Below are 23,011 nucleotides of genomic sequence, written 5' to 3' on the forward strand. Positions count from 1 at the left end.
TTTCTTATCCTCTCAGCTATCGTCGGCCACTTACACGAAAATATTTATAGCCTCAACGAATCCATTTGGGGTTGGGCCAGGATGGGTTCCGTATCCCCTACCCTGCCCGCGGGGAGGGAATTTTCTCCCCGACCCAGGTGGCCGTTTTGGTTTCGCTTTCTTATCGCCACGGATTTGCTAGGTTGTGCGCATGCCGGATAGTGCGGTTACAACATCTGAAGCGCCAGACGCAATCCACGATGCCCTCGTGGAGGAATTCCTGCGTCATCTGGCCCATGAGCGCGGCGCTTCGATTTACACCCAACGCAATTATCGTCAGGCCCTGGTGGAGTTTCATCGCTGGCGGAGCGCGGCGCACCACCAGCCACCGCACTGGGAGGCCTTGCAATCGGATGATTTCCGCGCCTTTTTGCGGCACCTCGGACGCGAGGATTTCAGCCGGGCGGCGGTGCAACTGCGCTTTTCCGCATTGCGCACCTTTTACCGGTATTTGATCCGTAAAGGGTTGGTGGAAATTTCGCCCATCCGCAAGCTGGCCATGCCCAAGCCGGTCAAGCGGTTGCCCCAATTCATTTCCGTGCAGCAGATGGGGGATCTGCTGGACGCGCCATTGAAGGATCTGGCGCAATTGCAAACGCACGCGGAAGCAAAGCCGGAGGCCGCTCCGTTTCTGCGCGATGTCGCCATCCTGGAAACCATCTATTCGTGCGGGTTGCGGATCAGCGAACTCTGCGGGTTGCGGGTGGCGGACCTGGATGCCCGCGAACAAGTCGTGCGCGTGCGCGGCAAGGGGAAAAAGGAGCGGCTGTTGCCCATTGGGGAACCGGCGCTCAAAGCGATTGAGCATTACTGGCGGGCGCTGACGCGCCGGCCGGATGGCCCGGACCCGGTGTTCTATGCCAACCCGATCAAAGGGCGTCCGCTTTACCCCCGTTTGGTGCAACTGCGGTTGAAACGCTACTTGGAAATTGCCGGGTTGGACCCGAATCTGACGCCCCACAAACTCCGCCACAGCTACGCCACCCACCTGCTCAATGCCGGGGCGGATTTGCGCAGCGTGCAGGAATTACTGGGCCATGCGCACCTGGTCACCACGCAAGTTTACACGCACGTCTCCACCGAACGGCTCAAACAGGCTTATGATGCGGCGCATCCCCGGGCCTAATCGACGGGTGGGAACCGGGCGCTTATTTCACCAAGTTGTTCTTAATGGCATAGCGGACCAGCGCCGCCGTGGTATCCAGGCCCAGCTTCTCCAACAAACGGGCGCGGTAGGTGCTGACGGTTTTGACGCTAAGCGAAAGTTCTTCGCCGATTTCAGATACCGCCTTGCCCGCCCCCATCAGGCGCAACACTTGAAACTCACGGTCGGAAAGGGCTTCCACGCGCGGCGGCCCGGAGGGGTTCACGTTCTGAAGAGCCATGGCCTCAGCCATTCTGGGGCAGATATACCGCCGGCCATCCAGCACCGTGGTAATGGCCGTGCGCAATTCATCCGCCGACCCGCCCTTTTCAACATAACCCGAGGCCCCACTGCGCATGACGCGTTGCGCGAAATCAACATTCGCCGCGCCGGTGAGGAATAACACTGGCGTGGTGGGACGCTCGCGCTTGATGTCATCCAGAATATCCATCCCGCTCCGATCCGGCAAATCAATGTCCAGCAGAATCAGATCCCAGGATTGCTTGCGCACCCAGACCATGGCCGCTTGCGCGGTCTCTGCCTCGACCACGTTCACCACGCCAAAGGTCTGGCGGACAAATTGCCCCAGACCAATACGGATAAGCGCGTGATCATCTACGATAAGAACCTGTCGCATATTCTAGTCTAACCGGGGTCAAACATACGCCATTGGTGCGAAGATTCAAGTGAATTGGCAGGCGACATGGTGGCGTGGCGGCAAGCGGCGGCGGATTTTCAAGGGCTTTCCAGGTTTCATTTCCTTACCGGATACGGCATGCGGTGCGGTGTTTGTACGATTTCAGCCTACACGCTTTTGTGTGTATGTCCCATACCATTTGGCGGTTTGCACCGATTTTAATTCCATGGCGTTGGCGTAGATTGCTTTCATGAAGATGAATTTAAATAGTTGTAATCGGCCAGCGATGCAAATCAGCCGCTGGATGACCCCAATCGTCATGGGCATGGCTCTGGCGTGCTCGTCGTTTGCCGCAGCGGCGCCACAGGGATACCAGCTCCGCGCCGGGGATGTGTTGACCTATCGCGTGGAAGTGGTGCAATCGTGCAACCAGACCGCGGCGCCAGTGAGCGTGACCGTCAATGAAGAGGGGCGGATTATTATTCCCGCGCAGGAATCAAAGCCGGGGTTCGTGGCGGTGAGTGTGCGGGGCAAAACCGTGGCGGAAGTGCGTGCCGAGGTGCGGCTGGCGCTGGCCCGGGAGTATCAAGAAACCAATGCCTTCGATCTCACGTTGACCACCAGTCACACGACCGAGCCGCAAATCACGCTTTGCGGGGATATCCAAGCCACGGTCCATCTTGATCACGGCGTCAACACCCATTTGGCCCAGGCAATCCAGTTTTTTGAACCGAGTGAGTATGCGGACCTCAAGCATGTCACCATTTCCCGGCAACAGACGGATGGCTCGGTGCAGGTGATCCAAGTCAATGTTCGGAATGTGTTGAAAAATAAGACGCCGGATGTGGCCTTGCAATCAGGCGACATTGTTTATGTTCCCAAGACGGTTTGGCCCGCTGGCCGCATCGAGACGCTGGACAACCGGCGGATGCCCACCGCCAGTCCCCTCTTGATTTGGCCCAACCTCAGGTTGATGGCCAGCAGGTGATAAGCCAGTAGTCTGGTCGTCCGCCCTGCCCCGCTTACTCGAATCCACGCCGGGCGGCTTCTTGCAGAATGGCCTCGGTGGCCGAAGCCCCCACCCGCTCAACCCCCAGTTCCCGTACCGCCAGCAATTCATCCAAGGTGCGAACCCCACCGGAGGCCTTGATTTTTACCGATGGCGGGCAATGTTGGCGCATGAGCGCGAGATGGGGCAGCGTGGCCCCCTTGTAACTGAACATGCCGTTGGCTTGTTTGACGAATCCAAAGCCCGTGGACGTCTTCACGAACGCCACCCCGATGGCCGAGCAAATTTCGCAAAGCTGGATGATGTGGGCATCCTGCAAATAGTCATTCTCAAAAATCACCTTCAGAATGGCGCCTTGCGCCACGACGCCCTCGTTCACCGCTTTGATTTCGGTTTGCACATAACCCCAATCACCGCCCAAGGCCTTGCCGATGTTGATCACCATGTCAATTTCCGTACCACCCAGTTGAGCCGCCTCCACCGCTTCCACAACCTTGTTGCGGGTGGTGCTATTGCCGTGCGGAAAACCGATCACCGGACAGACACCGGTTTCAGAGCCGGTCAAAATCTCGCGGGCCAGCGGGATGGCATACGATTTGACACAGGCGGTCGCACAGCCCAATCGGCGGGCCAGTTCGCACCCGGCGCGGATTTCCGCATCGGTCATGGTTGGATGCAACAGCGCGTGGTCAATCATTCTGGCCAGTTCGCGCACGGAAGGAGGATGGGGCATAAAAGTGAGGTTGAGGTTAATCAGGATTTATAGTTTACAGGTCAGTGGGAACCGAAGGAGGCCGACCATCCAGGCAATCTCGCACAATCCGGGCCAGAGTGATGGGACGGTATGGTTTGGGCAGAAAATAATTACCCGGGGCGTTGGCCATGGTTTTACCGGCCATTTCCACACTGTAGCCACTCGTAAAAACGACTTTCAAATCGGGCCGCTCAGCAAGCAGCCGTTTAGCCAGTTCCTCGCCGCTCATGCCGCCCGGCATCATCAGATCAGTTAGCAGCAAGTCAATGCTCGCCTGATGCTGCTGCCAAACAGCCATGGCTTCCGGCCCGTTATTGGCGTCAAACGTCTGATACCCAAAGCTGCGCAAAATTTCACGCACCAGCAGACGCAAGGCCGGTTCATCCTCCGCGATCAGGATGGTTTCCGTGCCCCCTGGAACACCCACAAACGAGGTGGAAGCCGTAGCCATGGTTGTGTGATCAACCATTTCGGGCAGGTAAATGCGGAAGGTGGTCCCGACATTCACCCGACTTTCCACTTCGATCCAACCTTGATGTTGCTTGACAATGCCATAGATGGAGGCCAGACCAAGTCCGGTGCCTTTGCCGACCTCTTTGGTCGTAAAAAACGGCTCAAATAAGCGGGCCTGCGTGGCTTCATCCATGCCGAGCCCGAAATCGGTGACCTGCAAACAAACGTATTTGCCCGAGCGCGCCTCCGGGTGACGGCGGGCAACCAAGTCATCCAGCGTTTCGAGACGGGTGCTAAACACTAATTTGCCGCCTTTGGGCATGGCATCACGCGCATTGACGGATAGGTTCATGATCACCTGTTCGAGCATGCCCAAGTCCGCCCAAACATAAATCGGATGCGGGGTGAACTCACAACGTACCTGGATGTTTTCGCCCACCACTCGACTCAACATTTTCACCACATTCCCCATCACCTCGTTCAATTCCATCGGCTCGGGGTTCATCACCTGCTTGCGGCTGAAAGCCAGTAATTGCGCGGTCAAGCGCGAGGCGCGTTCTGCTCCAGATAGAATATTTTTCACCGCCTCATTTTGTTGCGGGGGCAGGTTGGCAGCCTGCATTAGCATCGTTGCATATCCCTGGATAATGGTCAGGATGTTATTGAACTCATGCGCCACACCAGCCGAAAGCTGGCCCACCGCCGCCAAACGTTCCTGCCGCACTGCCGCCTGCTGGCTTTCGCGCAATTGCTCATTGATCTGCTGCAAATCGGTAACCAACCGGGCGTGATGCGCAGCCATCGAGATGTGCTCGCTGAGCGCCTTTAGGAACTCAATCTCATCGTCCTTGAACGCATCCACTTGGCGGCGCATGAGGGAGAGAATCGCAAAGGTCTTTCCCTCCACAGCCAAGGGAACGGCGACCGCCGAGCGAAATCCAAACCGGGCCATGTCCCGAGCCTTAGGGAGGATCTCCGTTTGTAAGTCCCGGTGATGTACAATTGTCCCGTTTAGACATGGTTGCAGGTCGGTCATGGCCAGAGGAATGGCTGTGGACGACATCCCGATCTGATTACTGACGACCTCGCTGTGCGGCCCGTGCGCCACCAACCGCAGTGATTGTTGCCCCGAGTCGTAATAAAACACGCGGCCCAAATCAATCGCCAAATGCTCTTCCAGATGGGCTAGGGCCACCTCGAAGATGCTGACCATGTCCTGCCGCTCCGCGATGGCGCGGGTAATCTGATTCAGCAGACTGATGCGCAGGAATTGCTGGCGCAGGCGCAATTCGCTCTGCCGCAGCGCTTCCGCCGCCCGATGCCATTGCAGCGAATAACGGATCGCACGCTCCAGTTGCGCGGCGTCCAAACCGCTCTTGACCAGGTAATCCGAGGCACCCGCTTGCATGGCCGCCATGTCCACCTCGCGATCCCCCTGCCCGGTGAGAAGAATAATGGGGATACGAATGCCTTCGCTCCGGGCCGTCCGTAACAGATCCAGCCCGTTTGTCGCTCCCAAACGATAATCACAAAGACATAGGTCCACTTCTTCGCGGCGTAACACCTCCAGTCCTTCCGTTCCGGTTCGTATCCAGCGAACATTAAACCTTTCCCGCTCCACTTCCTGCAGCAAGTCCCTCGTGATGAGGTAATCATCCTCATCATCATCAATTAATAATATCCTGATGGAAATGGGCGGCATGTCAGGTGGCGCTGGCGCGGAACGGCAGCCGGACGATATCCGACCAGTATTGAACGAAGGTTCGCATCATCGGGAGCAACGCCTCCGGCGAGGGCGGCTTCACAATAAAGGACGTGCTCCCCAAGTTGTAGCTGGCGGCAACCTCCCGCTCCTGGCGGGACCCGGTCAACACCACGACCGGAATGATGCGCAGGCGTGGATCGGCCTTGAGCTCTTTCAGAACTTGCGGGCTGTTTGCCAACTCCAAATCCCAATCCAGCAGGATCAAGTCAGGCAAGGGGAACTGCGCCGCATTGGTGTAAGGCCCACGATGGTGCAGATAATCCAGCAGCGTTTCGCTGGTAGAGACCACCGTCCAATGGCAGATCTGCGGCAATTGGGATAAAGCATGAGAAACCAACAGCGACTGGCCGGGATTGGACTCCAATAATAATAAACGCAAGGCACGCCTCATACTTCAGCATTCTCCCGTGGCAGTTCCACAATTTCAAACCAATATTGGCCCAGCACCCGCATGATTTCCACCAACCCTTCAAAGGTCACCGGCTTGGTGATGAACGAACTGACCCCCAGATCGTAACTGCGGAAAATATCCTCTTCCGCTTTGGAGGTGGTCAGCACGACGATGGGGATTTGTCTCAGATTCGGGTCGGCTTTGATTTCGCGCAAGGCCTCGCGGCCATCTTTTTTTGGCATGTTCAAATCCAGCAGGATAATGCCGGGCCGCGGCGATGTTTCCGGATTGGCAAACGCGCCCTGTTGTCTGAGGTAGTCCAGTAATTCTTCGCCATTCTCCACGAAGCGAACGTCATTGGCCAAACGGCTTTCCACCAGCGCGTCTTTGGCCAGCAAACGATCGTCGGGGTCGTCTTCGGCGATCAAGATCGTAATCGGTCGCGGGTTGCTCATAAATTTTTGATAACAGTAGTCAAACTTGTTTCAGAGGTAAAGTAATAATGAACGTGGCCCCGGCCCCCGGCTGACTGTGCGCGGTAATGTCGCCTTGGTGCCGTAACGCGATTTTGCGGCAGATCGCCAGTCCCACACCGGAACCTTCGTATTCGCCACGCCCATGCAACCGCTGGAACACCACAAAAATCCGGTTCAGGTATTTTTCATCAAACCCAATGCCGTTATCCGCCACCTCGATTCGGCAATAACTGCGCCCCGCCAAGAACCGCTCACCCATGGTCGCGTCCGCCACAAACGTCTGGCTCCGCACCTGAATGACCGGGACGTCCTGCGGTTGGTGAAACTTCAATGCGTTCCCAATCAGGTTTTGCAGCAGTTGGCGCATTTGCATGGGATCGGCCTCCAAGGTAGGCAGGGGACCCGCTTCAACCCGGCCTTTGGTGCGTTCAATCGCCAGTTCCAAATCTTCCAAAACACCTTTGATCACCTCGTTTAAATCCACCAACACAAACGGCTGAGCACGGGTCGAAACGCGGGAATAGGACAGCAACGCATCAATCAGATTCTGCATGCGTCCGGCGGCGTTTTGCATGCGCTCCAGGTAATCCTTGCCCTCGGGGGTGAACGCATCGGCGCACTTGGCTTTGAGACGGTCGCCAAACGCACGCACTTTGCGCAAAGGTTCCTGGAGATCATGTGACGCCACATACGCGAACTCCTGCAACTCGCGATTATTTTGCTCCAGTTGGCTGGTAAACTGGCGCAGCTTTTGTTCTGCCAGCTTGCGCTCGGTAATATCCGTGAATAATCCCACCAACCCGATGACCTCACCCTCGTCATTGATCACCGGGGCCTTGACCACCTCCACAACGCGTTCCTGCCCATGGATCAGGTTCTTTTCCTCGATCGTGACTGGTTTGCGATGCGCCATGACCCGCATATCGTCCATTCGATACTTGTCTGCCAGCTCTTTGGGAAAGAAATCAAAGTCGGTTTTACCCACGATTTCAGCAGGTTTCTTCCCCAAATCCCCCGCAAATGCCTCATTGGCACCCAGAAATACCAACTCCCGGTCTTTGAAGAAAATCCGCTGCGGCAGGCTCGAAATCAGCGTGCGGTTTAACTCCTCGCTCTCCCGCAATTCCAGTTCGGCCGCTTTGAGCGCCGTGATATCCCGCGAAATGCCAATGAGCCCGGTAACCCGGCCACTAGAGTCTTGCAGAGACGCCTTGGAAACCAACGCCCACGTTGTATCTCCTGTCTGGTTGGTTTGGCGTTCCACCTTGTTGATGATGGGTTGCCCGGTCTCCATGACGCGCCGTTCATCCTCGGCGAATTCGTGCGCGCGTTCGGCGGGATGAAAATCAAAATCATTTTTGCCGATCACCTCTTCATGCCGTTGCACTCCCAGCCGCCGCAGCATTTCCCAACTGCACCGGATGAACCGACTTTGCCGGTCCTTGAAATAAATGCGGTCGGGCATGGTGTCCAGCAGAGCGGTCAGCAAGTGCCGCTCGTGGGACAAAGCCAATTCGAGTTTCGCAAGTTCCAGCAGATATTCCCGCATCAGACTGATGACCCGCAGCCAGATGAGTAACAGGGCTGGCACACCGGCCATGAGTACAAGCAACGCGCCGGTCATTCGTTGCCACTGCCACTCAATCTCCTGTTGTTGTTCAAATGCCAATCTGGACCGCGTCTGCCGAATCAATCGCGAAAACTTCTGCTGCTGTTTATTATAATCCGCACTATCCAAGAGTTGGGACGCCGCCTCGGGGTGCCCTTGCTTGAGCAAAACCATCGCTTGCTTTTCCTGTGGGCCGATCGGTCTATGAAAAATCTGCAGGGATTTTGCATCGGTCACGAACAGGTCCGGGCCGATACTTTCCGCCAGAATCAGGGCCTTGTGAAACTTGATGTCAGCTTGAAGGTACGAGCGCTCCCATTCCTCATCCTTGCTCTGGATAAATATGCGTGCCTGAGTGCTGAGAAGGATATCCAGATTCTGAAGGCTTTCCAACGCTTCGCGAAGATAGGGTTGCCGCTGAGCGTGATTCTGGTAATCCTTGAACGCCTGCCAGATTTGCCAACCCGGAAATGCCAATACGCCAACCGTCAACACCAATGCCAAAGTCAGGATTCTAAAAGGAAACTCCTTTGGACCTGTGCGCATTTTATTCATGGTGTTAGTGCTGGTGTGAACGTAGCGACGGAAGGTTTATTTTGCAACCCTATTCATGCATTTCGCAATTGCATTGAATATTCCTTCTCCGGTAGCATCCAACCTGAAACCGATAGAAACGTGCGATATAGACTATGAAAAACAACTTATTCGGCAACCTGCTCTTGGCGGGCGCTGTTACCTTGGCGGTCTCCGCCCAAGCTCAAACGAAACCTCTGAAGGCCCTGCTGCTCACCGGCGGCTGCTGCCATGACTATAAAAATCAGAAAGAAATCATCTCCAAAGGCATCAGCGCCCGCGCCAATGTCGAATGGACCATTGTTCTGGAAGAAGGTGGCACCACCCATAAGGACATTGCCAACAGCACCTATAACAAGCCGGATTGGGCCAAAGGCTACGACATCATCGTTCACAACGAGTGTTTTGCCTCCGATACCGACCCCGCTTATATTGAAAAAGCCCTCGCGCCACATCGGGATGGCGTTCCCGGCATTATTTTACATTGCCAGATGCATACGTTTCGCGATTACAAGGAGGACAAGTATCGTGAATTTCTCGGGGTGACCTCCAAGCGGCATGGGCCGCAACATCCCTTGGATGTCAAGGTTGTGAAGGCGGATCACCCGATTATGGCGGGTTTCCCGGCAGATTGGAAGACCGGCAACGAGGAGTTGTATGCCATTGAAAAAGTATGGCCAAATACCATTACCCTCGCCACCGCGAATGACAAAGTCAAAGAAAAGGCACCGCCCGGCCAGAAGGCCCCCGATAAATGGAATACTACGGAAAAATCCCATACCCTGATTTGGGTCAATACCTACGGCAAAACGCGTGTTTTTGGCACCACCCTTGCGCACGCGAACAAAACCATGGAAGACCCGGTTTTCCTCGATCTGATGACGCGTGGGCTGCTCTGGGCTTGTGATAAGCTCGATGATAACGGCAAGCCCAAGCCCGGTTATGAAGCCAAGAAATGACGGCTGAGCGTCATCCCAAAGTCAGCATCATCATGCCGACGCTGAACGCGGAGGCGATTCTGGACAACTGCCTGGCGTCCATCGCCAGGCAGACGTATCCGCGCGACCGGTTTGAAATCATCCTGGCCGACGCTTTTTCCAAGGATCGCACCCGGGAGATCGCCTTGCACTACGGCGCAACCGTGGTGGATGACCACGGCAAAAACATGGAGGAGGGCAAGCGCCTTGCGCTGAGTCACGCCACCGGCGAGTACATCGTCTTTATTGATGCGGACAATGAGTTAACCCACCCGGATTACCTGGAATTGGCCGTGCGAGCCCTGGCTGACCATCCCCAGGCACTGGGCGTCGAGGCGTACTATCTGCCGTCCGCCAAGATGAGTTCCTTCTGTGCCTACGTGACGCACCTACTGCATATTAGCGACCCGATCTGTTGGCTAATGGCCACCAACCCGGTTCGCGTGGCGGTGGCGGGTGACGTGGAACGTTGGACGCTCCCGGGTAACTCGCTATCCTATCCGCTTGGTGCCAATGGCTTTGTGTTTCGCCGAGCTGATCTCGAATCCGTCAAGGCCGGAGAACATTTCCAGGATACGCATATCGCCCTCCACCTCATGCGGGCCGGCAAGCGTGAATGGCTGCGCATCCACGGTCGCGGGGTACATCATTATTATGTGCAAACCCTCACCGGATTTTTACAGAAACGGCGACGGGCAACCGTCCACTTCCTAAACGTGCAGCAAGAAGTACAGGTCAACTGGATGAAAGAAAAACCGCCGGTGCCCGCCTGGCTGGCGGCGGTTTATTGCGTTTCGGTGGTTGGGCCGGCGTATCACACGGTCAGGGGTTGGGTACGCGACCTGGATTGGCGCTGGGCTTGGCATCTTCCCGCGAGCGTGGCTTCGATTTTGGGAGTGTTCTGGGGAATTTGGACACATCGCCAGTGGGGCGGGAACGGCGGTAAAAAAACGATCGCCGATTTGCAGGTCAAACAAACCCTCAAAAACAAGTAACCTGCGCTACCCGGCCGGTTCGAACCTCGATCCTTCAGTTTCGGTATTTCCAACTCCGACTACCACGCTCCATCCACCAGCACGGACGCGGCGTTGTGAGCCAAGTCATCAGCCAGCACCGGGATGGCCTCGCGTTCGCCGCTGGCCAGATCTGCTCCAACGCTCAACGCGGAACGGCCAACCACCGATTTTTCCAGAATCACCTTGCCGGTAGCCCGCTCAAATAACGTGATTTTGGCAACCATCGCGAGCCGGTAGTCACGCACAGTTGCCGTATCGCTGGGTTGGTAGCTAAGCGGTGCCCGCCGAAATTGAGAGATGACACCTTTGACGACATAATCCGCATTACCAGAGGTGTCCAGACGATACGTGCCATCCTGCTGGAGGGTGCGACGCAATGATTGGGTGACCGCGTCGGAAAGCCGCGCTTCAAGCGTTTCGTTGGTAAACGGCAGCACTTGGATGGATTTTTCACCCGCTTTGAGTCCATTGGTTGGACCTAGCCGATACCCCGAACATCCCATGCATAAGGCCAGCAGGAGCAGCATGGACAACCAGACCAGTTGGCGGACAGGTATCATGTGCAAAGGCAGTGGATCAGCTACTTTTTCGGCGCGACTTCGGCTGCTGATGCAGGAGGCGTCGAGTGTTTTTTCAACTCCTCAAGCCGTTTTTTGGCTTGGGCATCGTAGATGGAATTGGGTGCCCGTCGCTGGGCTTCGTTATAATAAATCTCGGCGGCGGCATAGAACTTCCGTTTGTCGTAGAACTGGGCGATTCCGAAATCTCCCCGCGCCTGTTCCAATTTCAACACCTCGATGATTTCGTTGGCGCGCTTGCAGCGCGAGTCATTGGGAAACATAGTCTTGAAATCCTCGAACGTCTTGATGGCGTCGGAGGCGGCATTCTGATCATACTCGGCCTTTTGTGCCTGCTTTTCGTACGCCAGCCCCGCTTTGAATAGGGCGTCAGAGGCAATCGCGGTCTTGTCGTTATAACGATCAGCCGCCCGCTCATACGCCTTTACCGCCAGCGGGTAGTCTTTTTGCTTTTCCCGGGCGGTGCCGATGTTCATCTGGGCTTGTGGTGCGACTTCGCTATAGGGACCGCTCTTAATGATTTTTTCGTACATCGTCACGGTCTTATCCATGGAAGAAAACAACGGCAGCACCCCCCATTTCCAGAACCATTGGCCGGCCAGGTAACGGTTGGCAATCTCGCACTGGCGCTTGAGAATCTCCTGGTGATTGGCCAGTTTGGGATATTTATCAATGCACTTTTGGTAAGCCTCAAACGCCTGTTCATCCTTATGACGCGCTTCGTAGGTCCGGCCAATCAAATACTGGGCATTGGCCGCAAAATCCGAAAGCGGCCACTGGCTGACGACGCGGCGGGCGGCGCGCAGAGCGGTTTTATAATCCTGCTTGTCGAAGGCGGCCTGCGCCACATCGTACTGGTCTTTGGCGCGCCCTTTCATCCAAGTACTGGTGGTTCCGTACTGTTCATACACCCAACCCTCACCGGGCCGATAGATCAATGGCGCCGGGGACGGGTACGGCAGCGCCAGCAGAAATAACGCCGCCAGCAAAATACGTTTTGTCCAACAATTCATGCGGACAACCGTAAACAACCGCCCTCGGCAAGTCAAGACAGGCGCAGACAATAAAAAAGCGTCGCGGGTTCATTTTACGCTATCACTTTACGCTTGTTTTTTTCACCCCTTATGGAATTCTAGGCGGGTCACATGAGTTTAGTCCGCACCAAGTGTTTCGTGTTCCTGCTGGCGGTGTTTGGCGGGTTATTCGTAAATTCAGGGCTCAGCCAATCCTCGCCGGACGCAGTGGTGGATGTAACCAGCGTTCCCTCGGACACGCCGCCCTATATCACCTTGCGTTGGTCGCATCGTCAGTCAGGTTACATCACGAATTATACCGTCGCGCGCAAAGCCAAAGCCGATACCAGTTGGACGGTCCTGACCAATCTATCCGCCACAACCACCAGTTTTGCGGATTACACGGCAGCTCTGAATACACCCTATGAGTATCGCGTGGCGCGATATTATACCAATTTCAGCCCGACAGATGTTTACGGGTACCTCTATGCCGGTGTGCGCGTGCCCATGACGGAAGCGCGCGGTACGCTGCTCATGTTTGTGGATCAGAGCATGACCAACTCATTGGCACCTGAGATTGATCTAACCTTCCGCGACCTGATCGGGGATGGCTGGCAGGTGTTGCGCTATGACGTCCCACGGATGGTTGCCCAGCCCAATAATACCAATGCCAATATTTGGGCGACGCGCTCCAACGAGATTGCGTCCGTCAAAAGCCTCATCGTTTCCAACTACCAAGCCAATCCGACGACCGTGAAGGCGGTCTATCTGCTGGGACGCGTACCGGTTCCTTATTCCGGATACCTGGCTCCCGATGGACATGGCGACCATTATGGCGCTTGGCCCGCCGACGTGTACTATGGGGATGTCAATGGTACTTGGACCGATTCCTCCATCAATACTACCAACTCCAGCGATAAACGTGGGTGGAACCAGCCCGGAGATGGCAAGTTTGACCAATCCAGCCTGCCCAGCGATCTAAAATTGCAAGTGGGACGCGTGGATTTTGCCAACATGACAACCTTCCCCACTGCGTCAGTGACGGAGACGGACTTGCTGCGGCGTTACCTGCGGCGCGCACATGATTTCCGGTGGCGACGGGGAACATTTACCAACGTGCCCCGCCGGGGACTGATTGATGATAACTTTGGCTGGTTCGGCGGTGAGGCATTTGCGGCGACGGGCTGGGGCACGGGCTACAGTTGGTTTAGCAGTGCCAATGTCGCTTCTTTGGATTGGTTTACCACCCTGCGCACGAACCAATACCTGCTGGCTTATGGTTGCGGCGGCGGCAGTTCCACCAGCGCCAGTGGTGTTGGTTCCTCCACGGATTTCGCCAACATTAGTTCCCGCGGCATCTTCTGTGAAATCTTTGGCAGCTACCATGGCGATTGGGATTATAATAACAACTTCATGCGCGCCGCCCTCTGCGGAACCCCGGAGACGGAAGGACTCACCATTTTCTGGGGTGGTCGCCCTTATTGGTTTGTCCACCACATGACGCTCGGGGACCACATCGGTTACTGCGCAATGATTTCCCAGAATAACAATTCTCTGTATGATTACGCATACACTTCCTCCCCGCGCGGGGTTCACATGGCTCTGCTCGGCGACCCGGCTTTGCGCCTCCACCCGGTGATTCCGCCCATCAATGTGCATGCTCAAGCTTCCACCACCCAAATCCAACTGGACTGGGCGGCCTCCGCCGACACCAATCTGCTCGGCTACCATGTGTTCCGCGCCAGTTCATTGACCGGAACTTTTACCCGGCTGACCTCCTCCGTGGTGGCGACCAATGCTTTGACCTATACGGATACGTCGGTTATCAGTGGCCAGAGCTATACTTATCTCGTACGCACGTTAAAGCTGGAAACCAGTCCGGGCGGCTCTTATGAGAACCTTAGTCAGGGTGTGGCGGTCACAGCGACGGCATCCACCCTTGGTGCTCCCGTCGCGCCGCAAGGATTATTGGTCTTGGCCACCAACAGTCAACCTGGGCTCACTTGGCAGGACAATGCCAGCAATGAAACCGGATTTGAAGTTCAGCGTCAGGCGGGTGCGGCCACCAATTTCCTCTCCATTGCCACGCTGCCTCCCAATGCAATCCAATACACTGATCCGGGCCCGCTGCTGCCAGGCGCCACTTGGCTTTATCGTGTTCGGGCTTTGGGCACTTCCGCTACTTCAGAATGGAGCAACGTCGAAAGTGTGTTTGCCCAACCGGCTCAAATCCAGTTGCTCAACCGCGCTTTTCTGGCGGAGAAAACTTCAGGTACTGCGACCGTCATGCTGCAACGTCTCTACGGAAGCGTTGGCGCCGTCAGTGTCAATTTTGGTCTGACTAATTCCACGGCCACCGGAGCGGTGCATTATACGCAGTCCACTGGCATGGTAAGTTGGGCGGATGGTGAACTCGCCAGCAAAAACGTGCTCATCCCGTTGCTGAGTGACGGCCAGTCAAAGCTGACGCGGTCGTTTAGCATCACGCTCAATACCCCAACCAACGGCGCCTACCTCTACACGAATGTGGCGGAAGTAGCCATCAACGATGCCACCACGCCGCAAACGTCGCCCTGGCTGGTGACGAACTGGTATAACACTGCATATTTCGTGCCGGGTAAGGCGGGCGAGGCCGAAGGAGCGTGGGGACTCAGCACCATGGGCGGCGGCATGGGCAGCGGCAGCAGTGGCGTATCCGATGCCGGAACTTTCGCATACCAGACGGTGAGCGGATATGGTTCCATTGTGGCCCGAGTACGGGCGCGCCAACCCTCCATCACCGGCGCACAGGCTGGAGTAATGATTCGCAGCGGCCTGTCCAATGCTGCTGTCTTCGCTTTTTCCACACTCAACCAAGGTACCGGTGCCCGCTTTATGGCGCGCGAAACAGTCAATGGTTCGGTGACCAACATTACCATCACCAACAACACGTTTACGGTGCCATACTGGGTGCGACTCACGCGGATGGGCTCGAATTTCACCAGCGAAGCGTCTGCCAATGGCACCAACTGGACCACCATCAACACGCGTGCAATGGCGGTTCCCCCAACAGCTCAATGGGGATTCGCCGCTGCCGGTGTCGCTACCGATTACCGGTTTGTATTGTCGCAATTTGACAACCTTACGCTGAACACCAATGTTGAACCGCTCCTATTCACGCTAGCCATCAGCGCCTCGAACACCTTCGTGCGCACCAACGCCATTCGGCAACTCAGTGTCAGCAAAACAGATCAATACGGCATCACCTGGCCGGTCACGTCCGCTGTTTGGAGTGTCACTGCCGGATCCATTAATACCACGGGCCGTTACACTGCCCCTGCGTTTTCCGGACCGGTCACTGTTACAGCCTCCGTGGAAGGGTTGACTAACACGCTGGCGTTGACAGTGGTACCCCAAGCCATGGTCGTCATGCCGGAAACGAACTTTGCCGCTGCTGGCAATTACGGTGGCCCCTTCTCACCCTCTTCTGCAAACTATACCTTGTATAATGCCGGCGGTTCCACCCTCAATTGGAATATGGGCGTGGATGAAACTTATTACTTGAACATTACCACTGGTTCGCTGGCCTCCGCGTCGTTGACCAATTTCACGTTATCCTTAAGTGCGGCGGCCAATTCCCTGGCGGCGGGTGCTTATACCAATTCCATCAATATCACCAACCTCTCGCAATCCGAACAGCTCACCCGCCTGGCCACCTTGAATATTGCGCCCGCGACCATCGGTGCGGTCACTGCCAGCAATGGCTATGGCAGACTTGCTCCCAACGGCTGCGCGAATGTCTATATCACCCTGAAAAACAACGGTTCTTCCACGCTTACGGGTGTCAGCGCCACGCTTGGCGCCAACGCCATTCCTGGTCTGAGCATTCCCGTCGCCACTGCTTCATGGCCATCCATTGCAGCGGGACAAACCACCACCAACACCACGCCATTCCGCGTGTGCGCTTCACCGACCTTCATTTGCGGCACTTCCAAAAATCTCCAACTCGCTTATCAATCTTCCGCTGGGGCTGGAATTTTACCGGTAAGCATTGACTCTGGGGGTGGCTATCAGATGACGGTCAACACCGGCGCCACCTATGTGGCGGGCACAAGTAATATTAACGTAACATGTGATGATTGCGGTGCTGCCATCGCCCTGCCTTTCCCAGTCACTTTCTATGGCAACACCTATACATCCATCTGGGTATCGGCGAACGGTTTGATCGGTTTTGGCGTTGCCAACACTTCCACCTACCTGGGCTGCCTGCCTTCCGCTTCGGCAAATGGTGTCTTGGCTGCCTTCTGCACGGACCTGCGAACGGATCAAACGGGACAGGGTATTTTCTCCAGTACCACCGGGACCGGATCGAATCGCGTTTACAACCTGGAATGGCGCGCGGGCACCTTTTCCGGAAACCTGGCGGTGAATTTCACCATCCGGCTCTATGAAGGTCGTCCACGCATGGAGATTGTCTATGGCACCAATGCCGCGACCAGTACTGCCGGTACGGTGGGTATTCAGGAGAGTATGAGTAGTTATCTTGCTTATACTTGCTCGGCTGGCGTGGTCAGCAATGGATTATCCGTCGCCTTTGAGATGGTTTCCTGCCTGGAAACCAGTGTCGTCGAATTTGCGTCAGCCAACCAGACTATGCCCGAGCCTTTAACGAACATGGTCCTCTATCTGACCGTCAACCGCAGCGCCGGTCGAGTGGGCGACATTCAGATGGATTACGAGGTGGGAGCCAGCGGCAGCACGGCCACACCCGGCATCCAGTACCAGCCCGCCACGGGAACTTTATACTGGGCAGACAATGACACTGCGCCAAAAAACATTCCGGTCACACTTCTGGCAGAACACTACCCATCGGGAAATCGCACCGTATCTGTCTTGCTAAAAAATCCTGGCGGCTACGTTCAAGGCGGCGCTCAAACGAACTTGAACATTACGCTGCTGGATGATGATTCCGTCAGTAACACACCACCCGTCATCAACGTCGTGAATAGTGCAACGACGGAGGAAAATACACCCCGCACCATCCCCTTTGTGATTACTGACGCTGAGTCGCCTTCCGCTATGCTGCTGGTCACTGCCAGCGTCGTGGACACCACTCTGATCACCAACCTGACGCTGACTGGCGTGGGCAGCAACCGTTTTCTTAATATGTTCCCCGGAACCAACTGTAACGGCGGCACGCTCCTCACCATCACGGTGAGCGATGGCCTGGCCAGTCGCTCGACCAACATCGCGTTGACTGTGGTTCATGTGAACCAGCCACCTGTGGCTAATATCACCGCACCCGCTTCAAACACCACGGTTACCAACGCCAACGTGACCATCACCGCTGATGCCAGCGACCCGGAAGGGGCCTTATCGCGCGTTGAGTTTTACGGCGACGGCCAGCGGCTCGTCGTGATTTCCAATGCGCCCTATACCTTCTCGTGGTCCAACCTCGTTGCCGGTTACCACCAGGTTCAGGCGTGCGCGGTGGATACCGATAACCTGGGTAGCTGGAGCACGCCAGTATTCCTTCAAGTATCTGGCAACCTGACCAATCTGGTCAGTCCTGGCGCTTTATGGCGCTACCACGATCAAGGGGTGGACCTGGGTACCACTTGGGTGGCCACGAATTATTCCGATGACGCCTGGCCGCAAGGGCCTTCTCCACTGGGTTACGGGGATGCCAATGGTGTCTGGCCGGCCACCACCAATTCCTATGGACCCGATCCCAACAATAAATACCCGTCGGCATATTACCGCCGCGTCTTTCAAGTTACCAACGCCGCGCTCTGGCGAAGCCTGCTGCTCAACATTCAGCGGGATGACGGTGCCATCATTTACCTCAATGGCACAGAAATTTACCGTAACAACCTGCCCACTGGCACAGTGACGTACAGCACCTTGGCCACCACCACCATCAATGGGTCCGCTGAAACCAATTGGTATGCCACCAATGTGAGTCAGAGCTTGCTTTTTGAAGGTACGAATTGGTTGGCAGCGGTGGTGCATCAAAGTGCCGTCAACAGTTCGGATCTGTTTTTTAACCTTCAGCTTTCTGGGCAACAATTGCAACCACCCCCAAAAGTCACTTTGGGTGGCGGTACGAATGGCTTCAACTTTAGTTGGCCCGATTGGGCGGCAGGCCTCTCGCTTTGGTCCGCCACCAACCTGGCTCCCCCGGTGAACTGGACGTTGCTCACCAACGGCATCATCGTCAGCAACGGGCAGACCATTCTAAATCTCCCGCCCGAAACGCGACGCACCCGTTACTTCCGCCTGATTAGCCAGTGACAATAATTCGACGGCGGCGACCCTCGGCAGGATAAACAAAAAACCCGCTGACGCAAGCCAGCGGGGTTGTTTGTACCAAAAGCAGTTTAACGCTTGCTGAACTGGAAGCGCTTGCGGGCACCCGGTTGCCCGTATTTCTTGCGTTCCTTCATGCGTCCGTCGCGCGTCAATAATCCTTCACCGCGCAGCACCGCTTTGAACGTGGGATCCATGGACAACAGAGCGCGGGCAATACCCATGCGCACCGCGCCGGCCTGCCCCACCACTCCGCCACCGTCCACCTTGATGCGAAGGTCCACCTTCGCAGCGGTATCCGTGACCAACAACGGCTTCAGTGCGTGACCACGGTGATTTTCCACCGTGAAAAAGTTTTCCAGCGCCCGGTCATTGACCGTGATTTTTCCGGACCCCAGCGCAAGGCGCACGCGTGCCACCGAGGTTTTGCGGCGACCGGTCCCGAGATATTCCTGAATCTTTGCTTCTGACATAATCTGAATGGCTTGGGTTGTGAATGATTGATTAACCGGTGATCTTCATGACTTCCGGCACTTGCGCGGCATGCGGATGGGTGCCGCCTTTGTACACTTTCAGCTTGGTGAGCAGCACGCTTCCCAAACGGTTCTTGGGCAGCATCCCTTTCACCGCATGCATGACCAGAAACTCGGGATTGTGAGCGCGGATTTCCGCCGCGCTACGATGGCGCTCGCCACCTTTCCACCCGGAATAGGACATGTAATCTTTGGCCTCTTCCTTCTTGCCGGTCAGGCGTACTTTCTCGGCATTGATCACGACGACAAAGTCGCCCGCATCCAGGTGAGCCGTAAAAACGGGTTTATCTTTTCCACGCAGAGCGTTGGCCACTTGGACCGCCAAGCGGCCCAATACCACACCATTGGCATCCACAACGTGCCACTTGCGCTTTTCCAAATCAACTTTCGGCAAATATGTTTTCATCAGGACCTTCAATAAAATCAAGGAGCGGAGAAAGTATCAGACGGCACACGTTAGTCAATACACAATTCTAAAGAAATTTTATCGACCGGGACGAGCTGACTTCCCACCGCCCACCAATACACAGAACTTCTTCACAAACAATGGGTTACTTTCACCCGCTGGTCAGGAAGTCGTTTCGGCCGGGGTTGCGGTGGCGACCACCAAGGTCTTCGGAACAGCCGGTTTCGCCTCAGCCGGCGGCGCGACTTGAACGATTGCGGCGACGGGCGGAACCAGATCGCGCTTGGGGGTCGGTTTCCGTTTCACCACCTCACGCTTTGGCTTGGTAATAATAATCGTTCTTGTTTCGCTCTTCGCCACCGGCTTCGTTGGCGCCGGATTGGCTGGCTTGGGCAGGGACTTGACCGCTGGTTTGGCCGCCGGGACAGTCTTCCGCACCGCCAATGCCTGCCGCGCCGTGGCGAGTGCGACCTTGGCTTTCTTGATGGCTTTCTTGTCGTGTTTTGCCTGTTTCCGAGCCTGTTTCCATGCGGCTTTGGCACGCCGGGCGTTTTCCTTGGCGACTTTGGCTTTCTTCTCCGTCATGTTCAACTGTCGTTCGGCACTACGAATGAGACGCTGAAGCGACTCCACGGATGTTGTTTCAATCTGCACCATAAAAATTTACTCTGAATAGGTCTTGCCGTAACAAAAGTGGATGGCCGGGCCACTTGCGGCATGACGGTTCAATCAATAGCCTGTGAGCAATAATAATTATGTTGTGATAAAAAAGTGAGCGCATGGTACCCCCCTCACCCCACAAGTCGTCAAGATCAATACGCGCAAAAAAACTGAGGGGAAAGGAAGTCCGTCATAAAAAGAAGGCCGATTTTCAAACAGGACGAACCAGTGCTCGCGCGTCAATGCCATCTTCAATGCCATGATGATGATGGACTATCTGAGAGGACGTGATAAACATCCAAGGCTGCATCAAGCGCGTTGGTGCGTTACGAAAACCCCGAACCGCCGCTTCCAGCTTGAACCAAACCGAGCTTGATGCAGCCCTGATAAACATCAGTTTCCACAATTTTCCGCTTTTGATCGGGAGAAAAATAATGCATACTTTGCGTTGGTATGACGCGGGTTGTGGTTTTATGGATGCTCTGGCTGGGCTTTGCAGCGTCGAGCGTATTCTTCGCGCTGGCGGAGACTGCGCTTTTCTCGCTTGGCAAGTGGCAGGTTCGGCAGTTGGCGTTGCGACATCCGCTGCGTGGCGAGCTGGTGCAAAAGCTGCTCAGCGTCCCGCATGATTTGCTGGCCACGATTGTCCTGGGCAACACGTTCTCCAACGCCTTCATGGTGGGGCTGATCGTCTGGCTGACACCGCACAACGATTGGACGATCTACCTGGTCATGGCGGCGCTGTTCGCGCTGATTCTGCTGGGCTGTGAGGTGGCCCCAAAAACCCTGGCCGTGCGTGACCCTGTGCGATGGGCGTTATTAGTGGCACCCACGGTGCAATGGCTGCTTCGTGGTAGCCGCCCCTTCCGACGGATCGCACAGGGGCTGAATGATTTGATCGTGGCCATCGCGGCCCGGCGTGCCATCAAGCCACACACCGGCGTGACGGAAGAGGAATATCAGGAACTCGTGGAAATGGCGTTTCAGCAAGGTTCACTGGGCGCCTCGGAAAAAGAAATCATTCTGCAAATTATCGCGCTGGATCGCAAAACCGCCCACGATGTCATGCGACCGCGCTCCCAGATGGCCTGCATTGCCGACGACTTGAGCGTCGAGGGTATGATCGCTGCCGCGCGCAAGTACCGGCATAAACGACTGCCCATTTATGATGAAACTCCGGACACCATCGTGGGCATTCTGAACACCCAAGCGCTGCTTTTAAATCCCGGCGTGGATTTGGCGGAGGTGATCGAGTTCCCGTCGTGCGTGCCGGGCTCCATGAACCTGCTGCAACTGTTCAAAAGCCTGCAAAAGCAGCAACGCGGTCTGGCCATCGTGCTCGATGAATTCGGCGGCACGGCGGGAGTGGTTTCCATGGAGGATATTCTGGAAGAAGTCGTGGGGGAAATTCGCGGAGAAGTCGAGCCGCAAGGGTTTGTGATGGAAAAGCTGGGAGAGGGCCGCTGGCGAGTCAACGGCACGATGCGGCTGGATGATTTTCGACGGGAATATCCGGCCTTGAATGATTATCCCGGGGTGGACACCCTCGGGGGACTGGTCTGCGCGCTGGCCGAAGTGGTACCCGGCGAGGGGGAGATTTTTCAACATCATGGCTTACGGTTAAAAGTGCTGGTGGCTGACGAACGTCGTGTGCGTGAACTGCTCGTGGAAACAATCGGACGGACACCGAAAGGAACCGCCGCATGAAAATACCCCTGCTGTTTGCCCTGTTTTTCTTCAATGCGCTGGCGTCGTTTCTGCTCTCCGGGATGGAAGCGGGGGTACTGGTGCTGAATCGGATGCGCGTCCGGCAATTGGCACGCAAAGGGCATCAGCGGGCCAAGCTGCTGCATACCTTCCTGGAAAAACCGGAGCACTTCCTGTGGACAATCCTGGTGGGCAATACGCTGGCAAATTTCATCATCATCACCTTGGTGGTCGGGGTGCTGATCCATCAATTCAATGAGCGTCCGGCGCTGCTTCTGGTGGTGTTTATCCTGTTGGTGTTCCTGCTCTACGCCGTCTGTGATCTGCTGCCTAAAATGCTGTTCCGTGCTTTTCCCAACCGTTTATGCATGATCACCGCGCCCTTGTACCAGTTTATGGCCACCACCCTGGCACCCTTGGTCGGCCCGTTGCAAGTGCTCACCAACCATCTGTCCCACTGGTTCGGAAAGCAGGGTTTCACCGTCAGCCTGTTCGGCCATCGCGACGAATTGCGCCTGATGATGCAGGAATCCGCCCCCGCCCTCTCCAGCGAAGAGCGCCAAATGATCAAGCGCGTGCTCGAACTGCAAAACATCACCGTGAGCCAGATTGCCATTCCGCTCGACCGCACTGTCACCGTGACCACCACCACCCCGATGCGGGAAGTCATGGAAATCTGGCGTGAAAAAAAGATCAACCGCATTCCCGTGCGCGACGCGGGCGGCGGCACCCGCCAGATCGCCGGCATCATCAGCCTGCGGGCAGTCTTGTACCGGGAAGACGTGCAACCCGACCGCCCGGCCAGCCAATATGTGAAGCCGGCGATGTATTTGGACGAGGATACCCGCCTGGAAGTGGCGCTGGGGCGGCTGCAACGCAGCGGGGAACGCATGGCCATTGTGCTCGCGCGGGATAAACGCGAAATCGGGGTGGTGACGTTGCAGGACATTTTGCGCGTCGTGTTTGGCGAAGTGAGCATTTGA

The 23,011-nt window shown here is 56.0% G+C and carries 18 protein-coding genes; 7 read left to right on the plus strand and 11 right to left on the minus strand.

What is annotated here, in order from left to right:
* The first annotated feature begins 190 nt into the window (after window positions 1-190).
* Window positions 191-1,165, plus strand: a complete 975-nt coding sequence (locus WCO56_07635; GenBank protein ID MEI7729428.1) for a tyrosine recombinase XerC — start codon at window positions 191-193, stop codon at window positions 1,163-1,165.
* 22 nt (window positions 1,166-1,187) lie between these two features.
* Here the strand turns inward: WCO56_07635 and WCO56_07640 are convergent, their stop codons facing one another.
* Window positions 1,188-1,820 carry a response regulator transcription factor gene (locus WCO56_07640; protein ID MEI7729429.1) on the minus strand — a complete coding sequence of 211 codons (633 nt, stop codon included), beginning with the start codon at window positions 1,818-1,820 and terminating at the stop codon, window positions 1,188-1,190.
* A gap of 304 nt (window positions 1,821-2,124) precedes the next feature.
* Here WCO56_07640 and WCO56_07645 point away from each other — a divergent pair, with 304 nt between their 5' ends.
* Entirely contained in the window at window positions 2,125-2,808 is a 684-nt protein-coding gene (locus WCO56_07645) for a polysaccharide biosynthesis/export family protein (protein MEI7729430.1), read from the plus strand.
* A gap of 34 nt (window positions 2,809-2,842) precedes the next feature.
* Here the strand turns inward: WCO56_07645 and deoC are convergent, their stop codons facing one another.
* Genes deoC through WCO56_07670 form a run of 5 tightly spaced genes read right to left on the minus strand, consistent with a single transcriptional unit; the run spans window position 2,843 to window position 8,823 of the window.
* Window positions 2,843-3,562, minus strand: coding sequence for a deoxyribose-phosphate aldolase (deoC, locus tag WCO56_07650; GenBank protein ID MEI7729431.1), 720 nt, complete (start codon window positions 3,560-3,562; stop codon window positions 2,843-2,845).
* Between the two features lie 34 nt (window positions 3,563-3,596).
* The gene (locus WCO56_07655) at window positions 3,597-5,738 is read right to left on the minus strand and encodes a response regulator (protein MEI7729432.1); all 2,142 of its coding nucleotides are present in this window, start codon (window positions 5,736-5,738) and stop codon (window positions 3,597-3,599) included.
* 1 nt (window position 5,739) lies between these two features.
* The gene (locus WCO56_07660; protein ID MEI7729433.1) at window positions 5,740-6,192 is read right to left on the minus strand and encodes a response regulator; all 453 of its coding nucleotides are present in this window, start codon (window positions 6,190-6,192) and stop codon (window positions 5,740-5,742) included.
* Window positions 6,189-6,647 carry a response regulator gene (locus tag WCO56_07665; protein MEI7729434.1) on the minus strand — a complete coding sequence of 153 codons (459 nt, stop codon included), beginning with the start codon at window positions 6,645-6,647 and terminating at the stop codon, window positions 6,189-6,191. Before WCO56_07665 ends, WCO56_07660 begins: the two co-directional genes overlap by 4 nt.
* Before the next feature lie 19 nt (window positions 6,648-6,666).
* The gene (locus WCO56_07670; GenBank protein MEI7729435.1) at window positions 6,667-8,823 is read right to left on the minus strand and encodes a PAS domain-containing protein; all 2,157 of its coding nucleotides are present in this window, start codon (window positions 8,821-8,823) and stop codon (window positions 6,667-6,669) included.
* Window positions 8,824-8,966: 143 nt separating this feature from the next.
* On the opposite strand from WCO56_07670, the gene WCO56_07675 reads away from it, so the two are divergent.
* Together WCO56_07675 and WCO56_07680 are read left to right on the plus strand one after the other, a co-directional pair.
* Entirely contained in the window at window positions 8,967-9,809 is an 843-nt protein-coding gene (locus WCO56_07675; protein MEI7729436.1) for a ThuA domain-containing protein, read from the plus strand.
* Window positions 9,806-10,822: a glycosyltransferase family 2 protein gene (locus tag WCO56_07680; protein ID MEI7729437.1), complete on the plus strand. Its 1,017-nt coding sequence runs from the start codon at window positions 9,806-9,808 to the stop codon at window positions 10,820-10,822. The genes WCO56_07675 and WCO56_07680 overlap by 4 nt, the downstream gene beginning before the upstream one ends.
* Window positions 10,823-10,881: 59 nt before the next feature.
* Here WCO56_07680 and lptE read toward each other — a convergent pair whose 3' ends face one another.
* Window positions 10,882-11,403 carry an LPS assembly lipoprotein LptE gene (gene lptE, locus WCO56_07685; protein MEI7729438.1) on the minus strand — a complete coding sequence of 174 codons (522 nt, stop codon included), beginning with the start codon at window positions 11,401-11,403 and terminating at the stop codon, window positions 10,882-10,884.
* 20 nt (window positions 11,404-11,423) lie between these two features.
* Window positions 11,424-12,434, minus strand: coding sequence for an outer membrane protein assembly factor BamD (gene bamD / locus WCO56_07690; GenBank protein MEI7729439.1), 1,011 nt, complete (start codon window positions 12,432-12,434; stop codon window positions 11,424-11,426).
* A gap of 132 nt (window positions 12,435-12,566) precedes the next feature.
* On the opposite strand from bamD, the gene WCO56_07695 reads away from it, so the two are divergent.
* Window positions 12,567-18,707 (plus strand): Ig-like domain-containing protein, encoded by a 6,141-nt coding sequence (locus WCO56_07695; GenBank protein ID MEI7729440.1) that lies wholly within the window; start codon window positions 12,567-12,569, stop codon window positions 18,705-18,707.
* Between the two features lie 86 nt (window positions 18,708-18,793).
* Here the strand turns inward: WCO56_07695 and rpsI are convergent, their stop codons facing one another.
* From rpsI to WCO56_07710, 3 genes are all read right to left on the minus strand, one after another.
* On the minus strand, window positions 18,794-19,195 hold the full coding sequence (rpsI, locus tag WCO56_07700) for a 30S ribosomal protein S9 (GenBank protein ID MEI7729441.1): 402 nt from the start codon (window positions 19,193-19,195) through the stop codon (window positions 18,794-18,796).
* A 31-nt stretch (window positions 19,196-19,226) separates the two neighbouring features.
* Entirely contained in the window at window positions 19,227-19,661 is a 435-nt protein-coding gene (rplM, locus tag WCO56_07705) for a 50S ribosomal protein L13 (GenBank protein ID MEI7729442.1), read from the minus strand.
* 162 nt (window positions 19,662-19,823) lie between these two features.
* On the minus strand, window positions 19,824-20,318 hold the full coding sequence (locus tag WCO56_07710) for a hypothetical protein (GenBank protein MEI7729443.1): 495 nt from the start codon (window positions 20,316-20,318) through the stop codon (window positions 19,824-19,826).
* A 456-nt stretch (window positions 20,319-20,774) separates the two neighbouring features.
* On the opposite strand from WCO56_07710, the gene WCO56_07715 reads away from it, so the two are divergent.
* Both WCO56_07715 and WCO56_07720 read left to right on the plus strand, forming a co-directional pair.
* Window positions 20,775-22,028: a hemolysin family protein gene (locus WCO56_07715; GenBank protein ID MEI7729444.1), complete on the plus strand. Its 1,254-nt coding sequence runs from the start codon at window positions 20,775-20,777 to the stop codon at window positions 22,026-22,028.
* On the plus strand, window positions 22,025-23,011 hold the full coding sequence (locus WCO56_07720) for a CNNM domain-containing protein (GenBank protein ID MEI7729445.1): 987 nt from the start codon (window positions 22,025-22,027) through the stop codon (window positions 23,009-23,011). Before WCO56_07715 ends, WCO56_07720 begins: the two co-directional genes overlap by 4 nt.

The sequence above is a fragment of the Verrucomicrobiota bacterium genome (assembly GCA_037139415.1).
GTDB lineage: Bacteria > Verrucomicrobiota > Verrucomicrobiia > Limisphaerales > Fontisphaeraceae > JBAXGN01.

Coding starts and splice junctions, on each gene's coding strand:
- WCO56_07635 (MEI7729428.1), top strand. CDS start 191: ATGCCGGATAGTGCGGTTACAACATCTGAAGCGCCAGACGCAATCCAC.
- WCO56_07640 (MEI7729429.1), bottom strand. CDS start 1,820: ATGCGACAGGTTCTTATCGTAGATGATCACGCGCTTATCCGTATTGGT.
- WCO56_07645 (MEI7729430.1), top strand. CDS start 2,125: ATGACCCCAATCGTCATGGGCATGGCTCTGGCGTGCTCGTCGTTTGCC.
- deoC (MEI7729431.1), bottom strand. CDS start 3,562: ATGCCCCATCCTCCTTCCGTGCGCGAACTGGCCAGAATGATTGACCAC.
- WCO56_07655 (MEI7729432.1), bottom strand. CDS start 5,738: ATGCCGCCCATTTCCATCAGGATATTATTAATTGATGATGATGAGGAT.
- WCO56_07660 (MEI7729433.1), bottom strand. CDS start 6,192: ATGAGGCGTGCCTTGCGTTTATTATTATTGGAGTCCAATCCCGGCCAG.
- WCO56_07665 (MEI7729434.1), bottom strand. CDS start 6,647: ATGAGCAACCCGCGACCGATTACGATCTTGATCGCCGAAGACGACCCC.
- WCO56_07670 (MEI7729435.1), bottom strand. CDS start 8,823: ATGCGCACAGGTCCAAAGGAGTTTCCTTTTAGAATCCTGACTTTGGCA.
- WCO56_07675 (MEI7729436.1), top strand. CDS start 8,967: ATGAAAAACAACTTATTCGGCAACCTGCTCTTGGCGGGCGCTGTTACC.
- WCO56_07680 (MEI7729437.1), top strand. CDS start 9,806: ATGACGGCTGAGCGTCATCCCAAAGTCAGCATCATCATGCCGACGCTG.
- lptE (MEI7729438.1), bottom strand. CDS start 11,403: ATGATACCTGTCCGCCAACTGGTCTGGTTGTCCATGCTGCTCCTGCTG.
- bamD (MEI7729439.1), bottom strand. CDS start 12,434: ATGAATTGTTGGACAAAACGTATTTTGCTGGCGGCGTTATTTCTGCTG.
- WCO56_07695 (MEI7729440.1), top strand. CDS start 12,567: ATGAGTTTAGTCCGCACCAAGTGTTTCGTGTTCCTGCTGGCGGTGTTT.
- rpsI (MEI7729441.1), bottom strand. CDS start 19,195: ATGTCAGAAGCAAAGATTCAGGAATATCTCGGGACCGGTCGCCGCAAA.
- rplM (MEI7729442.1), bottom strand. CDS start 19,661: ATGAAAACATATTTGCCGAAAGTTGATTTGGAAAAGCGCAAGTGGCAC.
- WCO56_07710 (MEI7729443.1), bottom strand. CDS start 20,318: ATGGTGCAGATTGAAACAACATCCGTGGAGTCGCTTCAGCGTCTCATT.
- WCO56_07715 (MEI7729444.1), top strand. CDS start 20,775: ATGACGCGGGTTGTGGTTTTATGGATGCTCTGGCTGGGCTTTGCAGCG.
- WCO56_07720 (MEI7729445.1), top strand. CDS start 22,025: ATGAAAATACCCCTGCTGTTTGCCCTGTTTTTCTTCAATGCGCTGGCG.